Annotated in this window: 21 protein-coding genes and 1 tRNA gene; 11 read left to right on the forward strand and 11 right to left on the reverse strand. The window is 65.1% G+C overall.

What is annotated here, in order from left to right; translation table 11 throughout:
• Complete coding sequence (gene kdpB / locus P9A17_RS15085) at window positions 1-2,130, reverse strand: potassium-transporting ATPase subunit KdpB (RefSeq protein WP_278039438.1); 2,130 nt, start codon at window positions 2,128-2,130, stop codon at window positions 1-3.
• The gene (kdpA, locus tag P9A17_RS15090; RefSeq protein ID WP_278039439.1) at window positions 2,127-3,800 is read right to left on the reverse strand and encodes a potassium-transporting ATPase subunit KdpA; all 1,674 of its coding nucleotides are present in this window, start codon (window positions 3,798-3,800) and stop codon (window positions 2,127-2,129) included. The genes kdpB and kdpA overlap by 4 nt, the downstream gene beginning before the upstream one ends.
• A 405-nt stretch (window positions 3,801-4,205) precedes the next feature.
• Between kdpA and P9A17_RS15095 the strand changes: the two genes are divergently transcribed.
• Window positions 4,206-4,877 (forward strand): hypothetical protein, encoded by a 672-nt coding sequence (locus P9A17_RS15095; RefSeq protein ID WP_278039440.1) that lies wholly within the window; start codon window positions 4,206-4,208, stop codon window positions 4,875-4,877.
• Between the two features lie 73 nt (window positions 4,878-4,950).
• On the opposite strand, the gene P9A17_RS15100 is transcribed toward P9A17_RS15095, so the two are convergent.
• Both P9A17_RS15100 and P9A17_RS15105 read right to left on the reverse strand, forming a co-directional pair.
• Window positions 4,951-5,211: a hypothetical protein gene (locus P9A17_RS15100; RefSeq protein ID WP_278039442.1), complete on the reverse strand. Its 261-nt coding sequence runs from the start codon at window positions 5,209-5,211 to the stop codon at window positions 4,951-4,953.
• Between the two features lie 78 nt (window positions 5,212-5,289).
• A complete protein-coding gene (locus tag P9A17_RS15105; protein WP_278039443.1) occupies window positions 5,290-5,565 on the reverse strand; it encodes a DUF4235 domain-containing protein in 276 nt (91 codons plus the stop codon).
• Between the two features lie 96 nt (window positions 5,566-5,661).
• Here P9A17_RS15105 and P9A17_RS15110 point away from each other — a divergent pair, with 96 nt between their 5' ends.
• The 5 genes from P9A17_RS15110 (at window position 5,662) to P9A17_RS15130 (ending at window position 9,185) form a co-directional block, all read left to right on the forward strand.
• Complete coding sequence (locus P9A17_RS15110; RefSeq protein ID WP_278039444.1) at window positions 5,662-6,177, forward strand: DUF6328 family protein; 516 nt, start codon at window positions 5,662-5,664, stop codon at window positions 6,175-6,177.
• A 57-nt stretch (window positions 6,178-6,234) separates the two neighbouring features.
• Window positions 6,235-7,416, forward strand: a complete 1,182-nt coding sequence (locus tag P9A17_RS15115; RefSeq protein ID WP_278039445.1) for a zinc-dependent alcohol dehydrogenase — start codon at window positions 6,235-6,237, stop codon at window positions 7,414-7,416.
• A 48-nt stretch (window positions 7,417-7,464) separates the two neighbouring features.
• Window positions 7,465-8,487: a DNA topoisomerase IB gene (locus P9A17_RS15120; protein WP_278039446.1), complete on the forward strand. Its 1,023-nt coding sequence runs from the start codon at window positions 7,465-7,467 to the stop codon at window positions 8,485-8,487.
• Window positions 8,488-8,550: 63 nt separating this feature from the next.
• A complete protein-coding gene (locus tag P9A17_RS15125; protein WP_278039447.1) occupies window positions 8,551-8,808 on the forward strand; it encodes a Rho termination factor N-terminal domain-containing protein in 258 nt (85 codons plus the stop codon).
• Between the two features lie 5 nt (window positions 8,809-8,813).
• Window positions 8,814-9,185 (forward strand): hypothetical protein, encoded by a 372-nt coding sequence (locus tag P9A17_RS15130; protein ID WP_278039448.1) that lies wholly within the window; start codon window positions 8,814-8,816, stop codon window positions 9,183-9,185.
• Here P9A17_RS15130 and P9A17_RS15135 read toward each other — a convergent pair whose 3' ends face one another.
• Window positions 9,186-9,368 (reverse strand): hypothetical protein, encoded by a 183-nt coding sequence (locus tag P9A17_RS15135; protein WP_278039449.1) that lies wholly within the window; start codon window positions 9,366-9,368, stop codon window positions 9,186-9,188.
• 90 nt (window positions 9,369-9,458) lie between these two features.
• On the opposite strand from P9A17_RS15135, the gene P9A17_RS15140 reads away from it, so the two are divergent.
• From P9A17_RS15140 to P9A17_RS15150, 3 genes are all read left to right on the forward strand, one after another.
• Window positions 9,459-10,067: an NAD(P)H-dependent oxidoreductase gene (locus P9A17_RS15140; protein ID WP_278039450.1), complete on the forward strand. Its 609-nt coding sequence runs from the start codon at window positions 9,459-9,461 to the stop codon at window positions 10,065-10,067.
• A 26-nt stretch (window positions 10,068-10,093) separates the two neighbouring features.
• Entirely contained in the window at window positions 10,094-10,405 is a 312-nt protein-coding gene (locus tag P9A17_RS15145) for a hypothetical protein (protein WP_278039451.1), read from the forward strand.
• A 52-nt stretch (window positions 10,406-10,457) separates the two neighbouring features.
• Window positions 10,458-10,531, forward strand: a tRNA-Leu gene (locus P9A17_RS15150).
• Window positions 10,532-10,571: 40 nt separating this feature from the next.
• Here the strand turns inward: P9A17_RS15150 and P9A17_RS15155 are convergent.
• Entirely contained in the window at window positions 10,572-11,276 is a 705-nt protein-coding gene (locus P9A17_RS15155) for an alpha/beta fold hydrolase (protein ID WP_278039452.1), read from the reverse strand.
• A gap of 158 nt (window positions 11,277-11,434) precedes the next feature.
• Here P9A17_RS15155 and P9A17_RS15160 point away from each other — a divergent pair, with 158 nt between their 5' ends.
• Window positions 11,435-11,566 carry a hypothetical protein gene (locus tag P9A17_RS15160; RefSeq protein ID WP_278039453.1) on the forward strand — a complete coding sequence of 44 codons (132 nt, stop codon included), beginning with the start codon at window positions 11,435-11,437 and terminating at the stop codon, window positions 11,564-11,566.
• Between the two features lie 156 nt (window positions 11,567-11,722).
• Here P9A17_RS15160 and P9A17_RS15165 read toward each other — a convergent pair whose 3' ends face one another.
• The gene (locus P9A17_RS15165; RefSeq protein WP_278039454.1) at window positions 11,723-12,517 is read right to left on the reverse strand and encodes an SDR family oxidoreductase; all 795 of its coding nucleotides are present in this window, start codon (window positions 12,515-12,517) and stop codon (window positions 11,723-11,725) included.
• 243 nt (window positions 12,518-12,760) lie between these two features.
• On the opposite strand from P9A17_RS15165, the gene P9A17_RS15170 reads away from it, so the two are divergent.
• Entirely contained in the window at window positions 12,761-13,618 is an 858-nt protein-coding gene (locus P9A17_RS15170; protein ID WP_278039456.1) for an oxygenase MpaB family protein, read from the forward strand.
• Window position 13,619: 1 nt separating this feature from the next.
• Here P9A17_RS15170 and P9A17_RS15175 read toward each other — a convergent pair whose 3' ends face one another.
• From P9A17_RS15175 to P9A17_RS15190, 4 genes are all read right to left on the reverse strand, one after another.
• Window positions 13,620-14,546 carry an FAD-dependent oxidoreductase gene (locus P9A17_RS15175; protein WP_278039457.1) on the reverse strand — a complete coding sequence of 309 codons (927 nt, stop codon included), beginning with the start codon at window positions 14,544-14,546 and terminating at the stop codon, window positions 13,620-13,622.
• 3 nt (window positions 14,547-14,549) lie between these two features.
• The gene (locus P9A17_RS15180) at window positions 14,550-15,323 is read right to left on the reverse strand and encodes an amino acid ABC transporter ATP-binding protein (protein WP_278039458.1); all 774 of its coding nucleotides are present in this window, start codon (window positions 15,321-15,323) and stop codon (window positions 14,550-14,552) included.
• Complete coding sequence (locus P9A17_RS15185; protein WP_278039867.1) at window positions 15,320-16,687, reverse strand: amino acid ABC transporter substrate-binding protein/permease; 1,368 nt, start codon at window positions 16,685-16,687, stop codon at window positions 15,320-15,322. The genes P9A17_RS15180 and P9A17_RS15185 overlap by 4 nt, the downstream gene beginning before the upstream one ends.
• A gap of 552 nt (window positions 16,688-17,239) precedes the next feature.
• The gene (locus tag P9A17_RS15190) at window positions 17,240-18,835 is read right to left on the reverse strand and encodes a PecA family PE domain-processing aspartic protease (RefSeq protein ID WP_278039459.1); all 1,596 of its coding nucleotides are present in this window, start codon (window positions 18,833-18,835) and stop codon (window positions 17,240-17,242) included.
• Between the last annotated feature and the right edge of the window lie 190 nt (window positions 18,836-19,025).

Consider the following 19,025-nt stretch of genomic DNA (forward strand, 5'->3'; position numbering starts at 1 on the left):
TCACATTCCTGGGAAGAGTTGGATGACGAGGTCGATGGCTTTGATGCCGAGGAACGGAGCGATGATCCCGCCGAGTCCGAAGATGTAGAGGTTGCGGCTCAATAGCTTCGATGCGCTGCTCGGGGTGTAGCGAACACCTTTGAGAGCCAACGGGATCAGCGCGATGATGACGATCGCGTTGAAGATCACCGCGGACAGGATCGCCGACTGCGGGCTGTGCAGCCGCATGATGTTCAGCAGATCCAGCCCGGGGAAGAGGCCGACGAACAGGGCCGGAATGATCGCGAAGTATTTCGCGATGTCGTTGGCGATGGAGAAGGTCGTCAGCGCACCGCGGGTGATCAGCAGTTGCTTGCCGATCTCCACGATCTCGATGAGCTTGGTCGGGTCGGAGTCGAGGTCGACCATGTTGCCAGCCTCTTTGGCTGCCGACGTGCCGGTGTTCATCGCGACGCCGACGTCGGCCTGGGCCAGCGCGGGCGCGTCGTTGGTGCCGTCGCCGGTCATCGCGACCAGCCGGCCACCGGCCTGCTCCTTCTTGATCAACGCCATCTTGTCTTCCGGCGTCGCTTCGGCGAGGAAGTCGTCGACACCGGCTTCGTCGGCAATCGCCTTGGCGGTCAACGGATTGTCGCCGGTGATCATCACGGTGCGGATACCCATGCGGCGCATCTCGTCGAAACGCTCCCGCATGCCCTGCTTGACGACGTCCTTGAGGTGGATGACACCCAGCACCGTGGCGCGCCCGTCGCGCACCTCGCCGACGGCGAGCGGCGTACCGCCCGCCGCGGAGATGCCGTCCACGATCTGGCCGAGCTCAGTGGGTACCGTGCCGCCCTGCGAGCGCACCCATTCGGCGACCGCGCTTGTCGCCCCCTTGCGGAGAAGGTGGCTGTCGATGTCGACACCGGACATCCTTGTGGTGGCGGTGAATTCGATCCAGGTGGCGTTGGTCAGCTCGCCGGGGGTGCGCTCCCGAAGCCCGAACTGCTGTTTGGCGAACACGACGATCGACCGGCCCTCAGGCGTCTCGTCGGCCAGGCTGGACAGCTGGGCTGCGTCGGCGAGCGCCTCAGGCGTCACACCGGAGAGAGGCACGAACTCCGAAGCCTGCCGGTTGCCGAGCGTGATGGTGCCGGTCTTGTCGAGCAGCAGCGTGTTCACGTCTCCTGCCGCTTCGACGGCCCGACCCGACATGGCCAGCACGTTGCGCTGCACGAGCCGGTCCATGCCCGCAATACCGATCGCGCTGAGCAGCGCGCCGATGGTCGTCGGGATGAGGCAGACCAGCAGCGCGACCATGACGATGCCGGTGACACCATTGCTGTCCAGCGCGAGGCTGTCGGCGACGCCGGGATTGTTCATCTTCGAGTAGATCGCCAGCGGTTGCAGGGTCGCGACGGCGAACACGAAGATGATCGTCAGCGACGCCAGCAGGATGTTGAGGGCGATCTCGTTGGGCGTCTTCTGACGATTGGCCCCTTCGACGAGCGCGATCATCCGGTCGATGAAGCTGTCGCCGGGCTTCTGCGTGATCTTGACGACGATGCGGTCGGACAGCACCGTGGTGCCGCCGGTCACGGCCGAGCGGTCGCCACCCGACTCGCGGATGACAGGCGCGGATTCACCCGTGATCGCCGATTCGTCCACCGACGCAATGCCTTCGACCACGTCACCGTCGCCGGGGATGGTCTGGCCGGCTTCGACGACGACGATGTCGCCCTGTTGCAGCAGCGGGGCCGCAACATCCTCTTCGGCGCCGCTTGCGGTGAGGCGGCGGGCCATGGTGTCGGTCTTGGCCTTGCGCAGGCTCGCTGCCTGCGCCTTGCCGCGTCCTTCGGCGACGGCCTCGGCGAGGTTGGCGAAAACAACGGTGAGCCAGAGCCACACGACGATCAACCACGCGAACAACGACGGGTCGACGAACGCCAGGATGGTGCTCCATACGGCGCCGAGCTCGACGATGAACATGACGGGGTTTCGCCACAGCGTGCGCGGGTCGAGCTTGCGGACGGCCTCCGGGGTTGCCTTCCACAGCATCTTCGGGTCGAGCAGACCGCCGGAGAATTTTCCGGATTGTTCAGCCGCCGAGTGCAATCGACGCGCGGTTTCGATGGTGGTGACGGTCATGAATGGATTCCTTCAGCGAGGGGTCCCAGCGCGAGCATGGGAAGGAAGGTGAGGGCGACCAGGATCAGAGTGACGCCCGCGACCATGCCGACGAACTGTGGTCGGTGGGTGGGAAGCGTGCCGACGGATTCCGGTGTCCTGCCTTGTCTGGCCAACGCACCGGCGAGCGCCAGGGCGACGATGATCGGCAGGAACCGTCCGAGAAGCATGGCGATCCCGAGCGCCGTGTTGTACCAGGGGGTGTTGACGCTGATGCCGGCGAACGCCGAGCCGTTGTTGTTACCGGCCGAGGTGAAGGCGTAGAGCACTTCGGACAATCCGTGGGGGCCGGTGTTGAGCATGCTGGCACGTTGCTCGGGCATCGCCATTGCCGTGGCGGTTCCGGTCAGCACGATCAGCGGTGTGATCAGGAAGTACGTTGCGGCCAGCTTGATTTCGCGCGGTGTGATCTTCTTGCCGAGGTATTCCGGTGTCCTGCCCACCATGAGACCCGCGACGAACACGGTGATGACCGCGAGGATGAGCATGCCGTAGAGGCCCGAACCGACACCGCCGGGGGCGACCTCGCCGAGCATCATGTTGAACATCGTCATCATTCCGCCGAGGCTGGTGTACGAGTCGTGGAACGAGTTCACCGCACCGGTGGACGTCAGGGTCGTCGAGGCGGCAAAGATCGCCGAATCGGCAACGCCGAAGCGCTGTTCCACGCCTTCCATCGATCCGCCGACGGCCGTCGGGACAGTTCCGTGGGCCTGCAACTGGAACAGCATGGTGAGGCTGACGCTGATCACGGCGATGACCGACATCACGGCGACGATCGCGTACCCCTGCTTAGGGCTGCCGACCGTTCGGCCGAACATCCGCGGCATCGAGAAGGCGATCACCAGCAGCAGGAAGTTCTCGATCCAGTTCGTCCACGCCGTCGGATTCTCGAACGGGTGTGCCGAGTTGGCGTTGAAGAATCCGCCGCCGTTGGTGCCGAGTTCCTTGATGACTTCCTGGCTGGCCACGGGACCGCCGGGGATGGTCTGCGTCCCACCCGCGATGGTGTTGACGACCTGGTCGTGCAGGGCGAAGTTCTGGATGACGCCGCCGGCGACCAGGATGACAGCCCCAATGATGGAGATCGGCAACAGAATTCGGAACGATCCGCGTACGAGGTCGACCCAGAAGTTGCCCAGTTCACCGGTGCTGCGGCGGGCCAGGCCCCGCACGAATGCGGCGGCGACGGCCATACCGACAGCAGCGGACACGAAGTTCTGCACAGAAAGGCCCGCCATCTGAACCAGGTGCCCCTGCGTGGATTCACCGGAGTACGCCTGCCAGTTGGTGTTGGTCACGAAGCTGATGGCGGTGTTCCACGCCAGCTCCGGCGTCATCTCGGTACCGGGATCGGTCAGCGCCAGCGGAAGCTTGCCCTGGACCAATTGGAAGATGAACAGGAACAGGACGCTCACCGCCGAGAAAGCCAGGACGCTGCGCGCGTAGGCGCCCCAGGTCTGCTCGGCCTCGGGGTCGGCGCCGATCAGGCGGTAGACGACACTCTCGGCGCGCAAATCCTTGGTCGAGGAGTACACGCGGTACATGTAGTCGCCGAGCAGCACGTGAACAGCCGCCAAGGCAACGATGAGGGAGAGCAGAAACAGAATCCCTGCCGTAGAGGTGCTCACTAAAACCTCTCGGGGAACAGCAGGGAGGCGAACAGAAACACGGCGATCACGGCGGCGAGGCCCAAGCCGATCAGGTTCTGGGTCACAGGTTTTCGACCCACTTCTGAACCAGGCCGAACAGGGCGAAGACCGCCACGGTCAGCAGCGTGTAGATGATGACGGACATCACGGCTATCAGACTCCTGCGCTTGTTTACACACCCGCCGGTGGTGACGGGTTGCGGTCGCCAACGTATGCCTGATCTGCGGCCCGTGAGCTGGGCGTTGACGGTTTCTTGATGCCTGCGGCAGCAGTTTTTACGGACTCCATGCGGGGGGTCGGTGCGGCGTCAAAAGTCAGCCGATGCACCGTCAAGAAACTGCGAAGATTCAGCACCGTCTCAGATCTGTCGCGTAGACCGAGTTGATGACTATTTTGGACGTCCCCCTGGCGCCGCATCGGTTGTCGGCCTCGGTGCATTCGGTGCGGCGGATCCTGCCGATGGCCGGGTGTGCGCTGCCTGCCGGGATGCTGCGCGATCCGGGGGTGGCGGCGTGGGTGCGCAACCACGGCCTCGCGGTGACCGTGTGTGGCGAGGAGGAGCTGGATCTGGTGCAGGCCAGCGGAATTCGCCCCATCCACGTGGTGATGCGGTGCGGTCTCGCGACGGGGACGGTGCGGCGCGCGGCCGCACTCGGCGTGGTGCGATTCGTGGTGTCGTCCGACAGGCACGTCGATGTCCTCGCCGGCTGCGCACAGCCCACGAAGCACGTCTATCTCGACGACCGGGGTCCTGCGGTGCTCGGCGAGCGTCGGCTGGATGTGGTCGGAATGCATTGCGATGTCGACGCTTCGCGGGGATACCCGGAATGGGGCGTCGCGGCGGAACGGCTGCTGAGCCGGATGGCGCTGATACAGACGTGGGGTATGACGCTGACGCGGATCAGCCTGTCGGGAGGTTCGGCGGCGACGTGGCTGGCGGGCGACACCCGGGAGCTGAAGGCGATCTCGACGGCCGTCGACGACGCGCTCGATGCCGGGTGCGCGCGCTGGCGGTTGCCGCGGCCCGCAGTGGTGCTAGCGCCCCTGGCCGAGTGAATCGCCGAATCTGAACTTGTTGGTGCTTTCGTCGGGGGATCGCACCAACAAGTTCAGACTCGACGACGCTGGGTCAGCTCTCGACCACTCCGGCGGCCTGGGCCTTCGTCACCATCTCGCCCCAGGCGTGCTGGCCGGCGACGAACACGGTCAACACGGTTACGAGGGCGATCGACGACACGATCCAGTAGGCGACGGGCGACACCGTCGCGGGCGTTGCCATCAGCATCATGCCGAAGCTCGCGAGGACGGCGAGGAGGGCGGTCAGCCACGTTCGCTGCGTCTCGCGAGCGAGCGTGTTGCGTGCTCTGGGAAACTCCGCTGTTGCAGCCATGACGTTCAGAGTGGGGCCCTGGCGTAAGAGCCGCCTCATCGATAGCTGTGGAAATGCTTTGAAGTGAGCGTGAGGTTGCTAAGCCGGAGGTAGCTCGTGCGTCATGGCGTGATAGCCGCGGGCGCCTGCACGTTGTAGCGCGGCGCGGACAATCCCGACGATGAGGCCCTGGATGGCAGCCGCGACGAATACCGTCTTGGCCGACTGGGTCAGGTCTTTGGCGTCAGGGGGCTCCGGGTCGTTGGCACCGACGCGCTTCCACACCTGGCCGAAGATCGCTCCGGCGAGCAAGCCGCCTCCGACTCCGGTGGCAACCGACAGAGGTGTGTACAGCGATCGTGCGATCTTGCTCATCGTCGCTCCAATCCGTGTGCGGCGCAGGTTGCGTTGGGGACCGTCTACCCCGGTGTCTGCTGGTCAAACCCCGCGCGCGGGTGGGAGGATCAGTGGATGGGCGCCGGTCGGCAGTACGACGACGAGAACTGGGACCGGGCGCAGCGCAATGAGACCGAAACCGAACGGCTAGACCGTAATTGGGCCAGCCTGTTGCAGGAGCTCCGGGTGGTGCAGACCGGGGTGCAGCTGCTCACCGGGTTCTTGTTGACCTTGCCGTTCCAGCAGCGCTTCGACATCCTCGATGACCACATGCAGGGCGTGTATCTTGCGACGGTGTGCGCGGCGGTGGCGTCCACGGCGCTGCTGATCGCGCCCGTCGCCATGCACAGGTTCCTGTTCCGTCGGCATCGCCTGGCAGCGCTCGTCAACGCGGCGCACCGATGTGCATATGCAGGTCTGCTGCTGCTCGCGATCGCGGTGTCCGGCATGACCGTCATCATCTTCGATGCGGTCGTAGGGTTGTATCCGGCGCTCATCGCCGGTGGGATCGCGCTCGTGGTTTTCGCGACGTTCTGGTGGGTGCTGCCGTATTCGATGCGGGCCGGGGAGCAGCAACCGCCCGCGCCGTAGCGGATCTCGGTGGATCCTTTGACGTTTGGTCGGGTTAACACAGGGTAGTTCGGCCGCATGAAGGCAGTCACCTGGCATGGCCGACGAGACGTGCGCGTCGACTCCGTCGCCGATCCCGAAATCACAGAACCGACCGACGCGATCATCGAGGTCACGTCGACCAATATCTGCGGGTCCGATCTGCACCTCTACGAGGTTCTCGGCGCATTCATGAACGAGGGCGATGTCCTCGGGCATGAGCCGATGGGCATCGTCCGCGAAGTCGGCTCCGCGGTGAGCAATCTCGCGGTCGGCGACCGTGTGGTCATTCCGTTCCAGATTTCGTGCGGCCACTGCTTCATGTGCGACCGGCACCTCTACACCCAGTGTGAGACGACACAGGTGCGCGATCAGGGGATGGGCGCCGCGTTGTTCGGCTATTCCGAGCTCTACGGCTCGGTCCCCGGCGGGCAGGCAGAGTATCTCCGCGTGCCGCAGGCGCAGTTCACCCATATCAAAGTGCCTGAGGGGCCGCCAGATTCGCGTTTCGTCTACCTGTCGGACGTGTTGCCCACCGCATGGCAGGCGGTGGCGTACGCCGACGTCCCCGACGGCGGCACCGTCACCGTCATCGGACTGGGTCCCATCGGTGACATGGCCGCGCGAATCGCCCAGCACCTCGGCTATCAGGTGTTCGCAGTCGATCTCGTCCCGGAGCGGCTGGACCGGGCCACTGCACGCGGCATCCAGACCATCGATGCCGCCAACATCGACGGCTCGGTCGGCGACGAGGTGCGCCGGCTGACGCAGGGGCGCGGCAGTGACTCGGTGATCGACGCGGTCGGAATGGAGGCACACGGATCCCCGGTGGCCAAGGCCGCCCAGCGGGCCACAGCGCTGCTGCCGGACGCCATCGCGAAACCGATGATGCAGAAGGCGGGCGTCGACCGCCTCGACGCTCTGTACACCGCGATCGACTGTGTGCGGCGCGGCGGAACGCTGTCGTTGATCGGTGTGTACGGCGGCATGGCCGACCCGATGCCGATGCTGACGCTGTTCGACAAGCAGATACAACTCAGAATGGGTCAGGCCAACGTGAAAAGGTGGGTCGACGACATCATGCCGTTGCTGACCGATTCCGACCCGCTGGGGGTCGATACCTTCGCCACGCACGTGCTGCCGCTCGCCGAGGCGCCGCACGCGTACGAGATCTTCCAGAAGAAGCAGGACGGTGCCGTGAAGGTGATTTTGCAGCCCTGAACTGCACGAACAGGTGTGGAGAACGGCGCGCGCGGGTAATAGCCGCCCGTGAGACTTTCGCGGAGCAAGGTCAGCGGACCCGGCATTGTTCGCAAGCGGCGCGGAAAGGGTTTCTCCTATTACGGCCCCGATGGAGAGTTGCTGGCCGACGACGAGACCGCGCAGCGCATCAAGGATCTCGTCATCCCGCCGGCGTGGAAGAACGTGTGGATCAGCACGAAGCCCAGCGGCCACATCCAGGCCGTCGGCACTGATGTCGCGGGTCGCCGACAGTACCTCTATCACGAGAAGTGGCAGCAGGAGCGGGCCGAGGAGAAGTTCGACCGCGTCCTGGAAATGTCTGTGCGGCTACCGGAGTGGCGCGCGCAGATCGCGAAGGATCTGTCCAAGCGGGGGCTGGAACGTGAGCGCGTCCTCGCGCTGGCTCTGCAACTGCTCGACCGTGGCTACTTCCGGGCGGGCGGCGAACAGTCCGCAGAAGAGTTCGAGCACTACGGCTTGGCGACGCTGCTCTGCGAGCACGTGACGGTCCGCAAAGGTGCGGTGATGTTCGAGTATCCGGCCAAGAGCGGGGTGCAGCGCAGCCTCGAGATCGAGGATCCCGAGGTTGTCCGCGCCGTCCGATCCCTGATGCGACGCGAGGGCCGCTCCGACCGGCTACTGGTGTGCCGCGGCGCCACCAACGGCGCTTGGGTCGACGTGCACGCCAACGACCTCAACGCGCGCTTCAAGGAGCTCGTGGGTGACGAGTACACCGTGAAGGATCTCCGGACCTGGCACGGCACGGTACTCGCGGCTGCCGCGTTTGCGGATGCAAAGGAACCGACGTCGAAAACCCGGGTCAAGAAGGAGACCTCGGCGGTGATGAAAGAGGTCTCCGAAGAACTGGGCAACACACCGGCCGTCGCGAGGAGTTCGTACGTCGACCCGCGGCTGGTCGACGGATATGCGCAGGGCATGACGATAAAGGCAGCAGTGCGACGGGCGGAGAAGGCAAAAGACCCCGACGCTTCCCAGGCGATTCTGGAGAAGGCCACCCGGACATTGATCCGCCGCGTGGCACGAGGCTGACGTTTGGTAGCTGGCCCGCCGGGCAATTCGATAGGGATCCAACGGGGTAGGAGGTTTGATTCCATGCCAAACGCATCGATCAAAAACGAGAAGATGTACGAAGATCTTCGCCGCGAGGGCAACTCCAAAGAGAAGTCTGCGCGTATTTCCAATGCGGCTGCCGCCCGCGGCAAGTCGTCGGTCGGCCGCAAGGGCGGGCAGTCCGGTTCCTATGACGACTGGACCGTGGACGATCTGAAACAGAAGGCCAAGCAGCTTGGCCTGACGGGTTATTCGCACCTCACCAAGGACAAGCTGATCTACAAGCTTCGAAATCACTGAAACCCATGTCGGTCACAGCCTTTCAGGATTTCCCGCTGGCCGACCGCGATCGTGAGTGGGATGGTTCGGCCGCTGAGAAACGCGTCCGAAAGTGGGCGGATGCCACCGATGAGCCGAACCAGAAGTATCGCGACGCGCACGTCTGGTACGACCAGGAAAACAAGGACAATTTCACGGGGTACAAACTGCTCGTCGCCGACGTCATCGACGGCAAGCTTCGGGCTGTGCCGCGTGGCGTGATGGCGGCGGGGGCGATCATGCAGGGCGGGCGCGGCGGAGTCGACCTCCCGGAGAAAGACATCGACCGCGTGAAAAGCCACCTGGCGAAGTACTACAAGAAGATGGGCGACACGGCGCCGTGGGATCGTGACGACTAGTCAGGTGTCGTCGCTGCGCGCCTCGGCGCCGGACTCACCGGCGTCGAAATCGTCATCGGAACTGGACCGTCCGACGTAGGGCCCGTCAGCTTGGTCGTCGTCGCCCTTCGATGCGCGGGATCCGGCCACCTTCGGGTCAGCCTCGACGTCGGCCTCGGCCTTTTCTTCCTGCGGATTCGTCATGGGCACGGCATGCCCCTGGGCAAGCCTTTCAAACGTATTACGTGACGGTGCATACCGTTTGGTCATATTTGCCTCGGGTATGTCGAACACATGTCGTTGCGTGCTCTTGCACTGGTCTGCAGCCTGAAGCCAAGCCCCGCGCCATCGAGCAGCGCGCTCATCGCCGAGCACGTTTTCGAGACGCTGCGTGACAGCGGGGTCGAGTGTGAAGCGCTGCGCTGCGTCGACTTCGACATCGCCCCTGGTGTCGAGACCGACATGGGCGACGGGGATCAGTGGCCGCAGATCCGGGAAAAGATTCAGGCGGCGGACATCCTGCTGATCAGCACACCGGTGTGGCTCGGACATCCGTCGTCGGTGACGCAGCGAGTGCTGGAACGCCTCGACGCGGAGTTGTCATCTAATGATGACGAGGGCCGGCCCGCGATGGCGGGCAAGGTGGCGATCGTCAGCGTGGTCGGCAACGAGGACGGCGCACACAAGACGGTGGCCGACGTCTTCCAGGCCGTCAACGACGTCGGCTTCAGCATCCCGGCCCAGGGGTGCACCTACTGGAACGGTGCCGCAATGGAATCCACCGACTACAACGACCTCGACGAGGTGCCAGAGGCGGTGGCGTCGGCGACGGCCGCTGCCGCGCGCAACGCCGCGCATCTCGCAGACGTGCTGAAGAAATCGCACTACCCGCCCTACAACTGACGACTTGAACGGCGAAAGGAGACCTCATGCCTGACACATCGAAAGATCCCGTCGACCACGCGCGGACGACGCGCCAGCATGCCGGCGAAACGATGAAGGCCGGGGTGAACGCGCCTGGTCTGATCGCGATCGGGATCGGCATCGTGGCCATGGTGGTCGGATTGTTCTCGTTCGCCAACGGGAGCACCGCTACCGGAGTTGTCGGAGTGGTCGTCGCGCTGTTGTTGATGGGCGGCGGGCTGGCCTGGCTGGCACGTACGCACCGCAAAGTGCAACGCAAACAACAGGATTGGCATCGTGACAATCCGGATGCGCATTACGAGCCGCCGACGAGTTAGGGCGTCGTCCGCTGTGACCGATGGGGGCCGTCGTAGGATCAGCGACGGCATGGCCCCCATAGCCCAATCGGCAGAGGCAGCGGACTTAAAATCCGCCAAGTGTGAGTTCGAGTCTCACTGGGGGCACTGAGAATCGACTACTGCTGGCGCGCGTGGTCGGGGCGCGTCATCCCGGGCACGTGCTGGGTGACTGTCCGCCCAGGACACCGTCCACGAAACCCTGGATGTCGCGCAGCGACGCGGCGATGACGCCGCGGTGGTCCTGACCGGGGTACACGCGGTAATCGGTGGCCACGCCGTTGTCGCACAGCGCCGCCGCCAATCTGTCGACGCCGGCTGGGTTGACCGACGTGTCGGCGGTGCCCTGGGCGATCATCACGGGAACCTTCGGGGTCAGCCGCACCGGATCCTGGCGGTCCAGATATGCGTGCAGACCGTCGACCTGTGCATCGGGCGCCAGCACCTGTGCGGCGGGCACGGTGGGGGCGACGTTGAGCTGTGCGAGGCATTCGGTGCGGGCGGTGGTCAACAGCGGACGTGCCTGGATGCTGAAGATCTGGTCAGGCCGGATCGACGGGTCGACCACGGCTGCACCGAGCACCAGCAGCGGCAGATATCGCTGGCTCACGTCGACCACCGGATCGCCGGACCGCAGAAGATCGATCGCCGCGCCCATGTCGACTCCTCCGGGTGCGATCGCCACCGCGCCGCGGAGGTCGAGATCCGGGTCGCGGGCGGCGGCATCCTGCGCGGTGAACAGCGCGGCCTGTCCGCCCTGACTGTGGCCGACGGTCACCCATCTGTCGCCGATACCTTCGTCGAGATCCCGTGCAGCCCGGACGATGTCGGTGACGGTGTTGGCCTCGCTCACGCCGTCCACATACGGGTGACCACCCGGGGGTGCCGAGGCCCTGGTAGTCGGTCTGGACGACCGCGAAGCCCCGCGCGACCCAGCTGTCGAGCATCGGGCGGACGATGTCGACGTAATCGTGGACCAGTCCGTCGCCGGTGTTCGCCGACGGGGCACACGTGTCGGCGTACCCGGTGGTGCCGTGGGCCCAGCTGATCACCGGCCAGCCCCCCTCGGGCGGCGCCGATTTCGGCACCGACACGGTGCCCGACACGACGATCGGCTGCCCGGCCGAGTCGTCGGAGACGTAGGTGATCAGCCGGGTGTCCGCGCTGGGCAGCGCCGCCGCCGTCGTCAGTGGTTGTGCGGTGAGCACCTCGCCGGCACGCAAACCCGTTTCCGTCGCCGGTGTACAGGACATCAGCGTTCCCAGCACCACCGCCGCCAGCGCCCAGCGCCGGACGATCTCAGTCATCGAGCATCGACCGGCGGGTGGCCGCAAGCGGACTCTGAGCGGTCAGCCCACCGTCGAGCACCAGCGTCTGCCCGGTCATGTAGGCCGATTCGTCGGACGCGAGATAGACCATCGCCCATGCGATGTCCTCCGGAGTGCCGATGCGGTCGAGTGCGTTCTGCTGACGGAGACCGTCGATCAGGGACTCGGACAGGTTGTCGGCCAGCGCCGGGGTCAGGACCGCGCCCGGCGCGACTGCGTTGCAGCGCACTCCTTTTCGGCCGTACTGCGTGGCGATGTACTGGGTGAGGCGGATGACCGCGGCCTTGGCTGCACCGTAGGCGCACTGGAGGGTGTCCCCGGCAAGACCGGCGACCGAGACGGTGTTGATGATTGAACCACCGCCCTCGGCAATCATGTGGGGCAGTGCCAGTCGAGTGGTCACCACGGTGCTGCGTGCGTTGAGCGCCATGGCCCGGTCCCATTCGGCCATGTCCAGGCGGAGGAGATCCAGATCCTTGCGGGGGTTGCTCCCCCCGACGTGGTTGCACAGCACGTCGATGCCGCCGAATTCGGCGACGGCGCGTGCGATCATCGCCTCGATCGACAACTCGTCGAGCACATCGGCCATGATCCCTATTGCGCCCGGTCCGATGTCGGCGGCGGCCGAGGCGGCCGCGTCGGCGTGCAGATCGGCGATGAGCACCCGCGCGCCCTCGCCCACCATCAGCTGCGCCGCTTTGAGTCCGATGCCGCTCGCCGCGCCCGTGATCACGACTCGCTTGTCCGCCAGACGATGTCGGGTCATCACGCCCACCTGTCGATCGCAGACGGCGTACTCACCGCCCTCCGCCAGGCTATGCCTTACGCCGCAGGAAAGGTCGCGAACAGCGCGGAAATCCCGGATCGGGTCGTGTTGCCCGACTGCGTGTTTGATCTCGAACCACTCCGCGTGGGAACTGATCAACGAAGGACCAGAATGGATAGCTCTTGATCAGCGGGTTCGAGCTTGCTGCGGGCGCCATCGCGTCGCGCACGTATCGTCGTAATCATGCTGTTGGAGCGCGAAATGCAGGCGATCAGAAGCGGTGTGGGCCGCGCGCTGTTCGGCTTGGTGGCCGGGCCTGACGGGCCGAATAACCGCGCCCGAATTCACGACACGCCCGGTCCGCGTTGGTTCGCCGAAGACCGCCCGATCCGCCGCGTGCACGGCGACGCGTCGATGTTCGTCGGCGGTCTGCGCGCGCTGCTGCTCCAGTCGCTGCATCCGCTCGCGATGGCCGGCGTCGCCGAGCATTCCGACTATCGCGGCGATCCCTGGGGGCGTCTACAGCGCACCAGCACGTTTCTCGCCGAGACGACCTTCGGCCCGGCCGCCGACGCGCAGCGCGCCGTGGACAAGGTGCGCGGTATTCATCGCCGCGTCCACGGTGTCGCGCCCGACGGCAGAGCCTACGAAGCCTCCGACCCGCATCTGCTCGAGTGGGTGCACATCGCTGAGATCGACAGCTTCCTGCTTGCCCACCAGCTCTACGGAGCGAACCCCCTCGACCAGCCGGGCCGCGACGCCTACGTCGCCGACACCGCCCGCGTCGCCACCGCGCTCGGTGTCCCCGATCCGCCGCGCACCGAAGCCGAGTTACGGGACCGGATCGAGGCCTACCGGCCCGAGCTGCAGGGGACGCCAGCCGCCCGCGACGCCGCGCGCTTCCTGCTGCTCACCCCGCCGCTGCCATTGGCCGCCCGCGCCCCCTACGGCGCGGTCGCCGCGACGTCGGTGGCGATGCTGCCGGCGTGGGCCCGACTGCCGCTTCGGCTGCCCTACCTGCCTCCGCTGGAAGCCACCGCCGTGCGGTGGTCCGGACGGGCGCTCGTCGGCGGGATCCGGTGGGCGATGACAGCCCGCTAGTTCACGACAACGCGTCGGCGATCGCACCGGCCAGCCGCTGGCCTGACAGCCACGCCGATTCCACACGCGGGGCACCGGACGGGCACCACGCATCGCCGCACACGCCCAGCGGGCGGCCACCGGGGAGCAGTCCGTAGGCCTCGTCTCCGTGGGTGCCGGCCGGTTTGGCGAACGTCCACCGGTGCACGTGCGTCCACGACGGCTCCGCCGCCACGCCGAGCAGTCGGCGCACCGCGCTCAGCACCGGCTCGGTGGCACCGTCCGGATCCTCGAGATGGCGGCCCGCCCGTCCCGCCGTGGTGTGGACGACGAGCACAGGCGCACCGTCGCCGCGCCGTGCTCCGTCGTCCGCGATGAACGAGATGTCGGGGTCGTCGTTGACGAACGCCGCATCGCGTACATCCCAGCACCTCTCGGGCCACCCGACGGCGACGGCGATCACGGGTTCGTAGTCCACCCACTCGAACGCATCCGGAATCAGCCGGGCGGCTTGCGGATCGGGCATCGCGAGCATCACGGCGTCGTGGTCGAGGTCGTCGACCGAGTCGATCCGACGTTCGAGCCGGACGTCGCCGGGCAGGAGATCAAGGACGAGAGAACGCAATCCGTGTGCCGCCGCGTAGCGCACGGGCCCGGAGGCGACGTCGCGCCCGTCGGGCGACACGACATCGAACGTGTCCGTCCACGGGCGGGCGAGCCCGCGTCGGACCCAGTCGTCGACCACGGCGGAGAAAGACTCGTCCTTGGCCGTCAGATATGCCGCACCCAGATCGACGCGTCGGTCGTGCACCGTCGGCGAGGCCATCCGGCCACCACCCGTGCGGCCACGTTCGAGGATCTCGACGGCGATCCCGCGCTCACGCAGAGCTTGAGCGCAGGCGGCGCCGGATACGCCGGCCCCGACGACGGCGACGCGTCTGGCTGTCACCGGCTACAGGACCTTCGACAGGAACTCTTGCAGCCGCGGGTGTTTGGGGTTGTCGAACACCTCGGCCGGGGTGTCGTCCTCCACGATCTTGCCGTCCGCCATGAACAGCACCCGGGACGCGACTTCGCGTGCGAACCCCATCTCGTGGGTGACCACCACCATCGTCATTCCGCCGGAGGCGAGTTCACGCAGCACCTCGAGCACGTCGCCCACCATCTCCGGATCCAGCGCGCTGGTCGCCTCGTCGAACAGCATGATCGACGGATTCATCGCCAGCGCACGGGCGATGGCTACACGCTGCTTCTGACCGCCCGACAGCGTGGCCGGTTTCACGTCCGCCTTCTCGCCGAGACCCACCTGGTCCAGCAGTTCACGAGCCCGCTTCTCTGCCGCGGCCTTGTCCATCTTCTTGGTCAGAAGTGGTGCGAGCGTGACGTTCTCGATCACCGTCATGTGCGGGAAGAGGTTGAAGTGCTGGAACACCATCCCGATGTGCTGACGCACCTGGTCGAGATTCACCTTGGGGTCGGACAGGTCGAATTCGTCGACGACCACCGTGCCGCCGGTGATGTCCTCGAGCTTGTTCAGGCATCGCAGGAAGGTCGACTTGCCCGACCCCGACGGTCCGATGACGCAGACGACCTCACCGTGCTTGATCGTGGTGTCGATGCCGTCGAGGACGACGAGATCACCGAACGACTTCTTCAGACCCTCGATGCGGATCTTGACCGTGCCCTGCGGTTCGGCGGCTGCGGCTTCCGGGATCAATTGGCTCATTTGACGATCCTCTTTTCCACCTGGTCGGACAGTTTCGTCAGTGCCATGATGACGATGAAGTAGACGATGCCGATGATCAGCCACATCTCGAACGACTTGTAGTTGCCGGCGATGATGATCCGGCCCGTCTGCGTGAGCTCGGCGATGCCGATGACCGACAGGATCGACGTGTCCTTCAGAGTGATGACGAACTGGTTGATGTAGGACGGGATCATCGTTCGGATCGCCTGCGGGAGAATCACTTTGCGCATGGTGGGCAGGTAGCCGATACCGAGGCTGCGCGCGGCCTCCATCTGTCCCTTGTCAACCGACAGGATGCCGCCGCGAACGATCTCGGTCATGTACGCGCCGGCGTTGAGGGACAGCGTGATGATGCCGGCGGTCAAGGCCGACATCTGGAACCCGAGGGCTGACGGGATGCCGAAGTAGATGAAGAAGGCCTGCACCAGAAGCGGTGTGCCACGGAATATGTCGACGAACGTGGTCCCGATGGCGCGCAGCCAGATGGCCCTGGACACCCGCATCAAACCGAAGACGATGCCGAGAACCAGGGCGATCGCGATGGAGACGACGGTGAGGATCACCGTCATCTTCAGGCCTTCGAGCAGCAGTGGGAACGTGCTCTTGATCAACCCGAAGAACGAGTCGTTGTCTGCCGTTGCGTTCTCGCCGAGGTAGGTGTTGATGATCTCGTCGTAGCGGCCGGACTCTTTGAGGTTGTTCAGTCCGGTGTTGAACTTCTGCAACAGTTCCGGGTTCTGTCCCTTGTTGACCGCGAAGCCGTAGCCGGTCGGATCTTCCTTCGGCGTAACCGTCTTGAAGCCGTTGCCCTGGGCGATGCCGTAGAGCAGCACCGGGTAATCCTCGAAGACCGCAACCGAGTTGCCGGTCTTCACCTCGTCGAACATCGTCGACGAGTCGGCAAAGGAGACGACCTCGAAGCCGTACTGGTCCTTGATCGAGTTGGCGAAATCGGCGCCCTGGGTACCGTTCTTGACCGAAACGCGTTGGCCGCGCAGATCTTCGTAGGACTTGATGTCCTCGTTGTCCTTCAGAACCGCCATCTGGATGCCGGATTCGAAGTAGGGCTCGGAGAAGTCGAAGACCTTCTTGCGTTCGTCGGTGATCGACATCCCGGCGATGACACCGTCCACCTGGTCGGCCTGCACAGCTTGCAGGGCCGCGTCGAACCCCAGCGGTTTGATGTCGACGGTGAAGCTCTGGTCTTCGGCGATGGCCCGGATCAGGTCCATGTCGATACCGACGAAGTCACCCTTCTCGTCCTGGAACTCGAACGGTGCGAACGTGGTGTCCGTGGCGATGACATAGTTTTCGCCTTGCGCGTGGGCGTGCGGTGCTGCCATCGATGCCACACCGACCAGACCCAACAGGATCGCCGTGATGGCCACAGCGAGACCGCGGGCGGGATGTCGCCGTACTACCGCGGCGTCGCGCCGCGGCCAACCGATACCCATGAGTGTGTCTCCCCTCTCGGCCCGGGTGGGCAGACCAACGCTAGCCCGGTCGGCGGCGTCGACGTGAAGATTTGGGGGTACGCGCCGACACCTTCGAGAACGCTGTGAGCGCTTGAGGAATTGGCCGAATAGTAAATTTCCCCGGCGGAAGGCCGTTTCGGCAAACGCTTGGCGTCTTGTGTCCTATGTCGGGGCGGTCCAGCGCTTTGATCGGAGTCTGCTCACCTTCACCCCGACCGCGGCGATGAGGCGAGTCATGATGAACGCTCCTTCCTGAATGATGGTCTACGGCAAAGCAATACGCTGCCGAATATGGGCCAGATCGTTGTCGCAGGAACCCTGAGGTGGTTGGACACAAGAGATGGGACGCAATTCCGTTGCAGCCCAGAGTATTTAAAACAGACGCGGCGCCGGACATGAAGTCCGGCGCCGCGTTGCGGTTTACGCGTAGTTGAAAACGAGCCGTCCGCCGTTGGTGAAATCGGTGTAGATCGGCGTCACGGCGAAGGGTGTGGACCCCAGGATCGCGTTCTCGGCGTCCTGGTCGATGGCCGGCGTGTCCTTGCCTGACGTGCGGTAGGAGAACAGCTTGTCGCCGTCCTCGGTGTACACCGTGATCAACGTGCCGTTGGGAAGGCTCGTGGCGCCATCGACGAGCGAGCCCGCGATAGTTCCGTTGAGGCCGCCCGAATCGATCCAGGTTTCGATGACCTGCTCGTCGTAGTCCCCGATCTTCACCCGCAGTGTGTTGATCGGTGCGCCGTCGAGCGTGACGCGGGCGGCGTACGGGTTCGGGCCGAGGATCGCGCGGTTGCGGCGCGGGTCCATCAGGATGCCGTTGCCGAGGAGTCCGGGCAGCCCCGCCAGCGGGTTGCTCGTTCCGGGACCTCCGGAGTTCGGCCCGATGCCGAGGATGCCCTCGTAGTCGGAGTTGGTCTCGGACAGCGCGTACCAGGTGTTGAGGGTCACCACCTGGATGCGAGTCGGCGTGCTGTCCACGTCTTCATCCACGGAGACCGGGATCTTGTAGACGTCGTACTCGTACGGGGTTGAGCAGTCCGCGTAGCAGCCTTCCCCGTGGCCGACGATCGGGCCGAGATTCTCGAGCCCGATCACCTGCGGGTTGATGATGAGGCCGTACGAACCGGTGTCGAGAAGGACGTTGACGTAGTCTCCGCCGTTGATCGACAGCTTGATGATCGGGTTGACCCTGGGGATCCCGTTCGAGTCCTCCATGTAGACATCGAGGATCTGGTAGACGAGACCGTTGTCGGATGCCTGGTTGATGAGCTCGGCGATCGCAGCCATTTCTGCGCGCGGGCCGAAGAGTCCGACCACAGGCAGGAACTTCTCGGCCGCTTCGAGCTGATCCTGGACGCGGATCGTCCGCTGGATGCTGGCCTCGATGCGCTGCCCCGCGATCCAGTGCGCGAACGTGTTCTCCGCGGTGTCGGCGTACTGCTGTTGCAGCAGAGAGTGATTGAGCTGCCAGCGCTCCAGCGAAGCGTGGGCACCGCCCAGCCACATCTGCGGAAGCAGCGAGGCCAGTCCGGCCAGGAAGTTGCCGCTGTCCCAGGTCGCTTCCTTCAGATCCTCGCGCGCGTCGGTGATCTGCTCGAGCGCGAGGTCGACGGTGTCGGTGTCGGCGGGCGCGTCGACGTCGTCCTCTTCGTCGTCGTCGACATCGAGGGTCACGAGAGTCTCCGCGGAGTTGGCGCGGGTGCTGGCCGGAACGGTGCCGGGCCCGGCCTCGTCGCCATCGTCGTCCACCTCGGTGTCGTCGACGTCGGTGTCGTCCACCTCGGAATCGGCGACCGACTCGGAGTCTTTGTCGCGATCGGCGGCGTCGGAATCATCGCTGTCGTCGGACTCTTTCGAGTTCTTGGCGGCGCGGGTTGACTTCGTCGTCGACCGGGATTCGCTGTCCGATGACGCCGAGGCCTTGGACTCGGAGTCGTCGCTGCTGGTGGACGGGCCGGCACTGGTGCTGGCGTTCGTGTCGTCCGGTGCTGCCTGTGCGGTGGTGGCCGTCCACATGCAGACACCCGTCGCGATTGCGGGGGTTGCAAGGGCTGTTGCTGCCCAGCTACTTATTTTCACGGGCGTAAGTACAGCACAAAGATTTAGTTGCGCAAGCAACTTTCGCAAATAAATCGGCTCAGACAGTACAAACGATGATACATCCACCAGGCGCACGCGGTGCCGATCGTCGCTCAGTGTGGGAACC

It is taken from the genome of Mycobacterium sp. 236(2023) (genome assembly GCF_029623955.1).
Lineage (GTDB): Bacteria > Actinomycetota > Actinomycetes > Mycobacteriales > Mycobacteriaceae > Mycobacterium.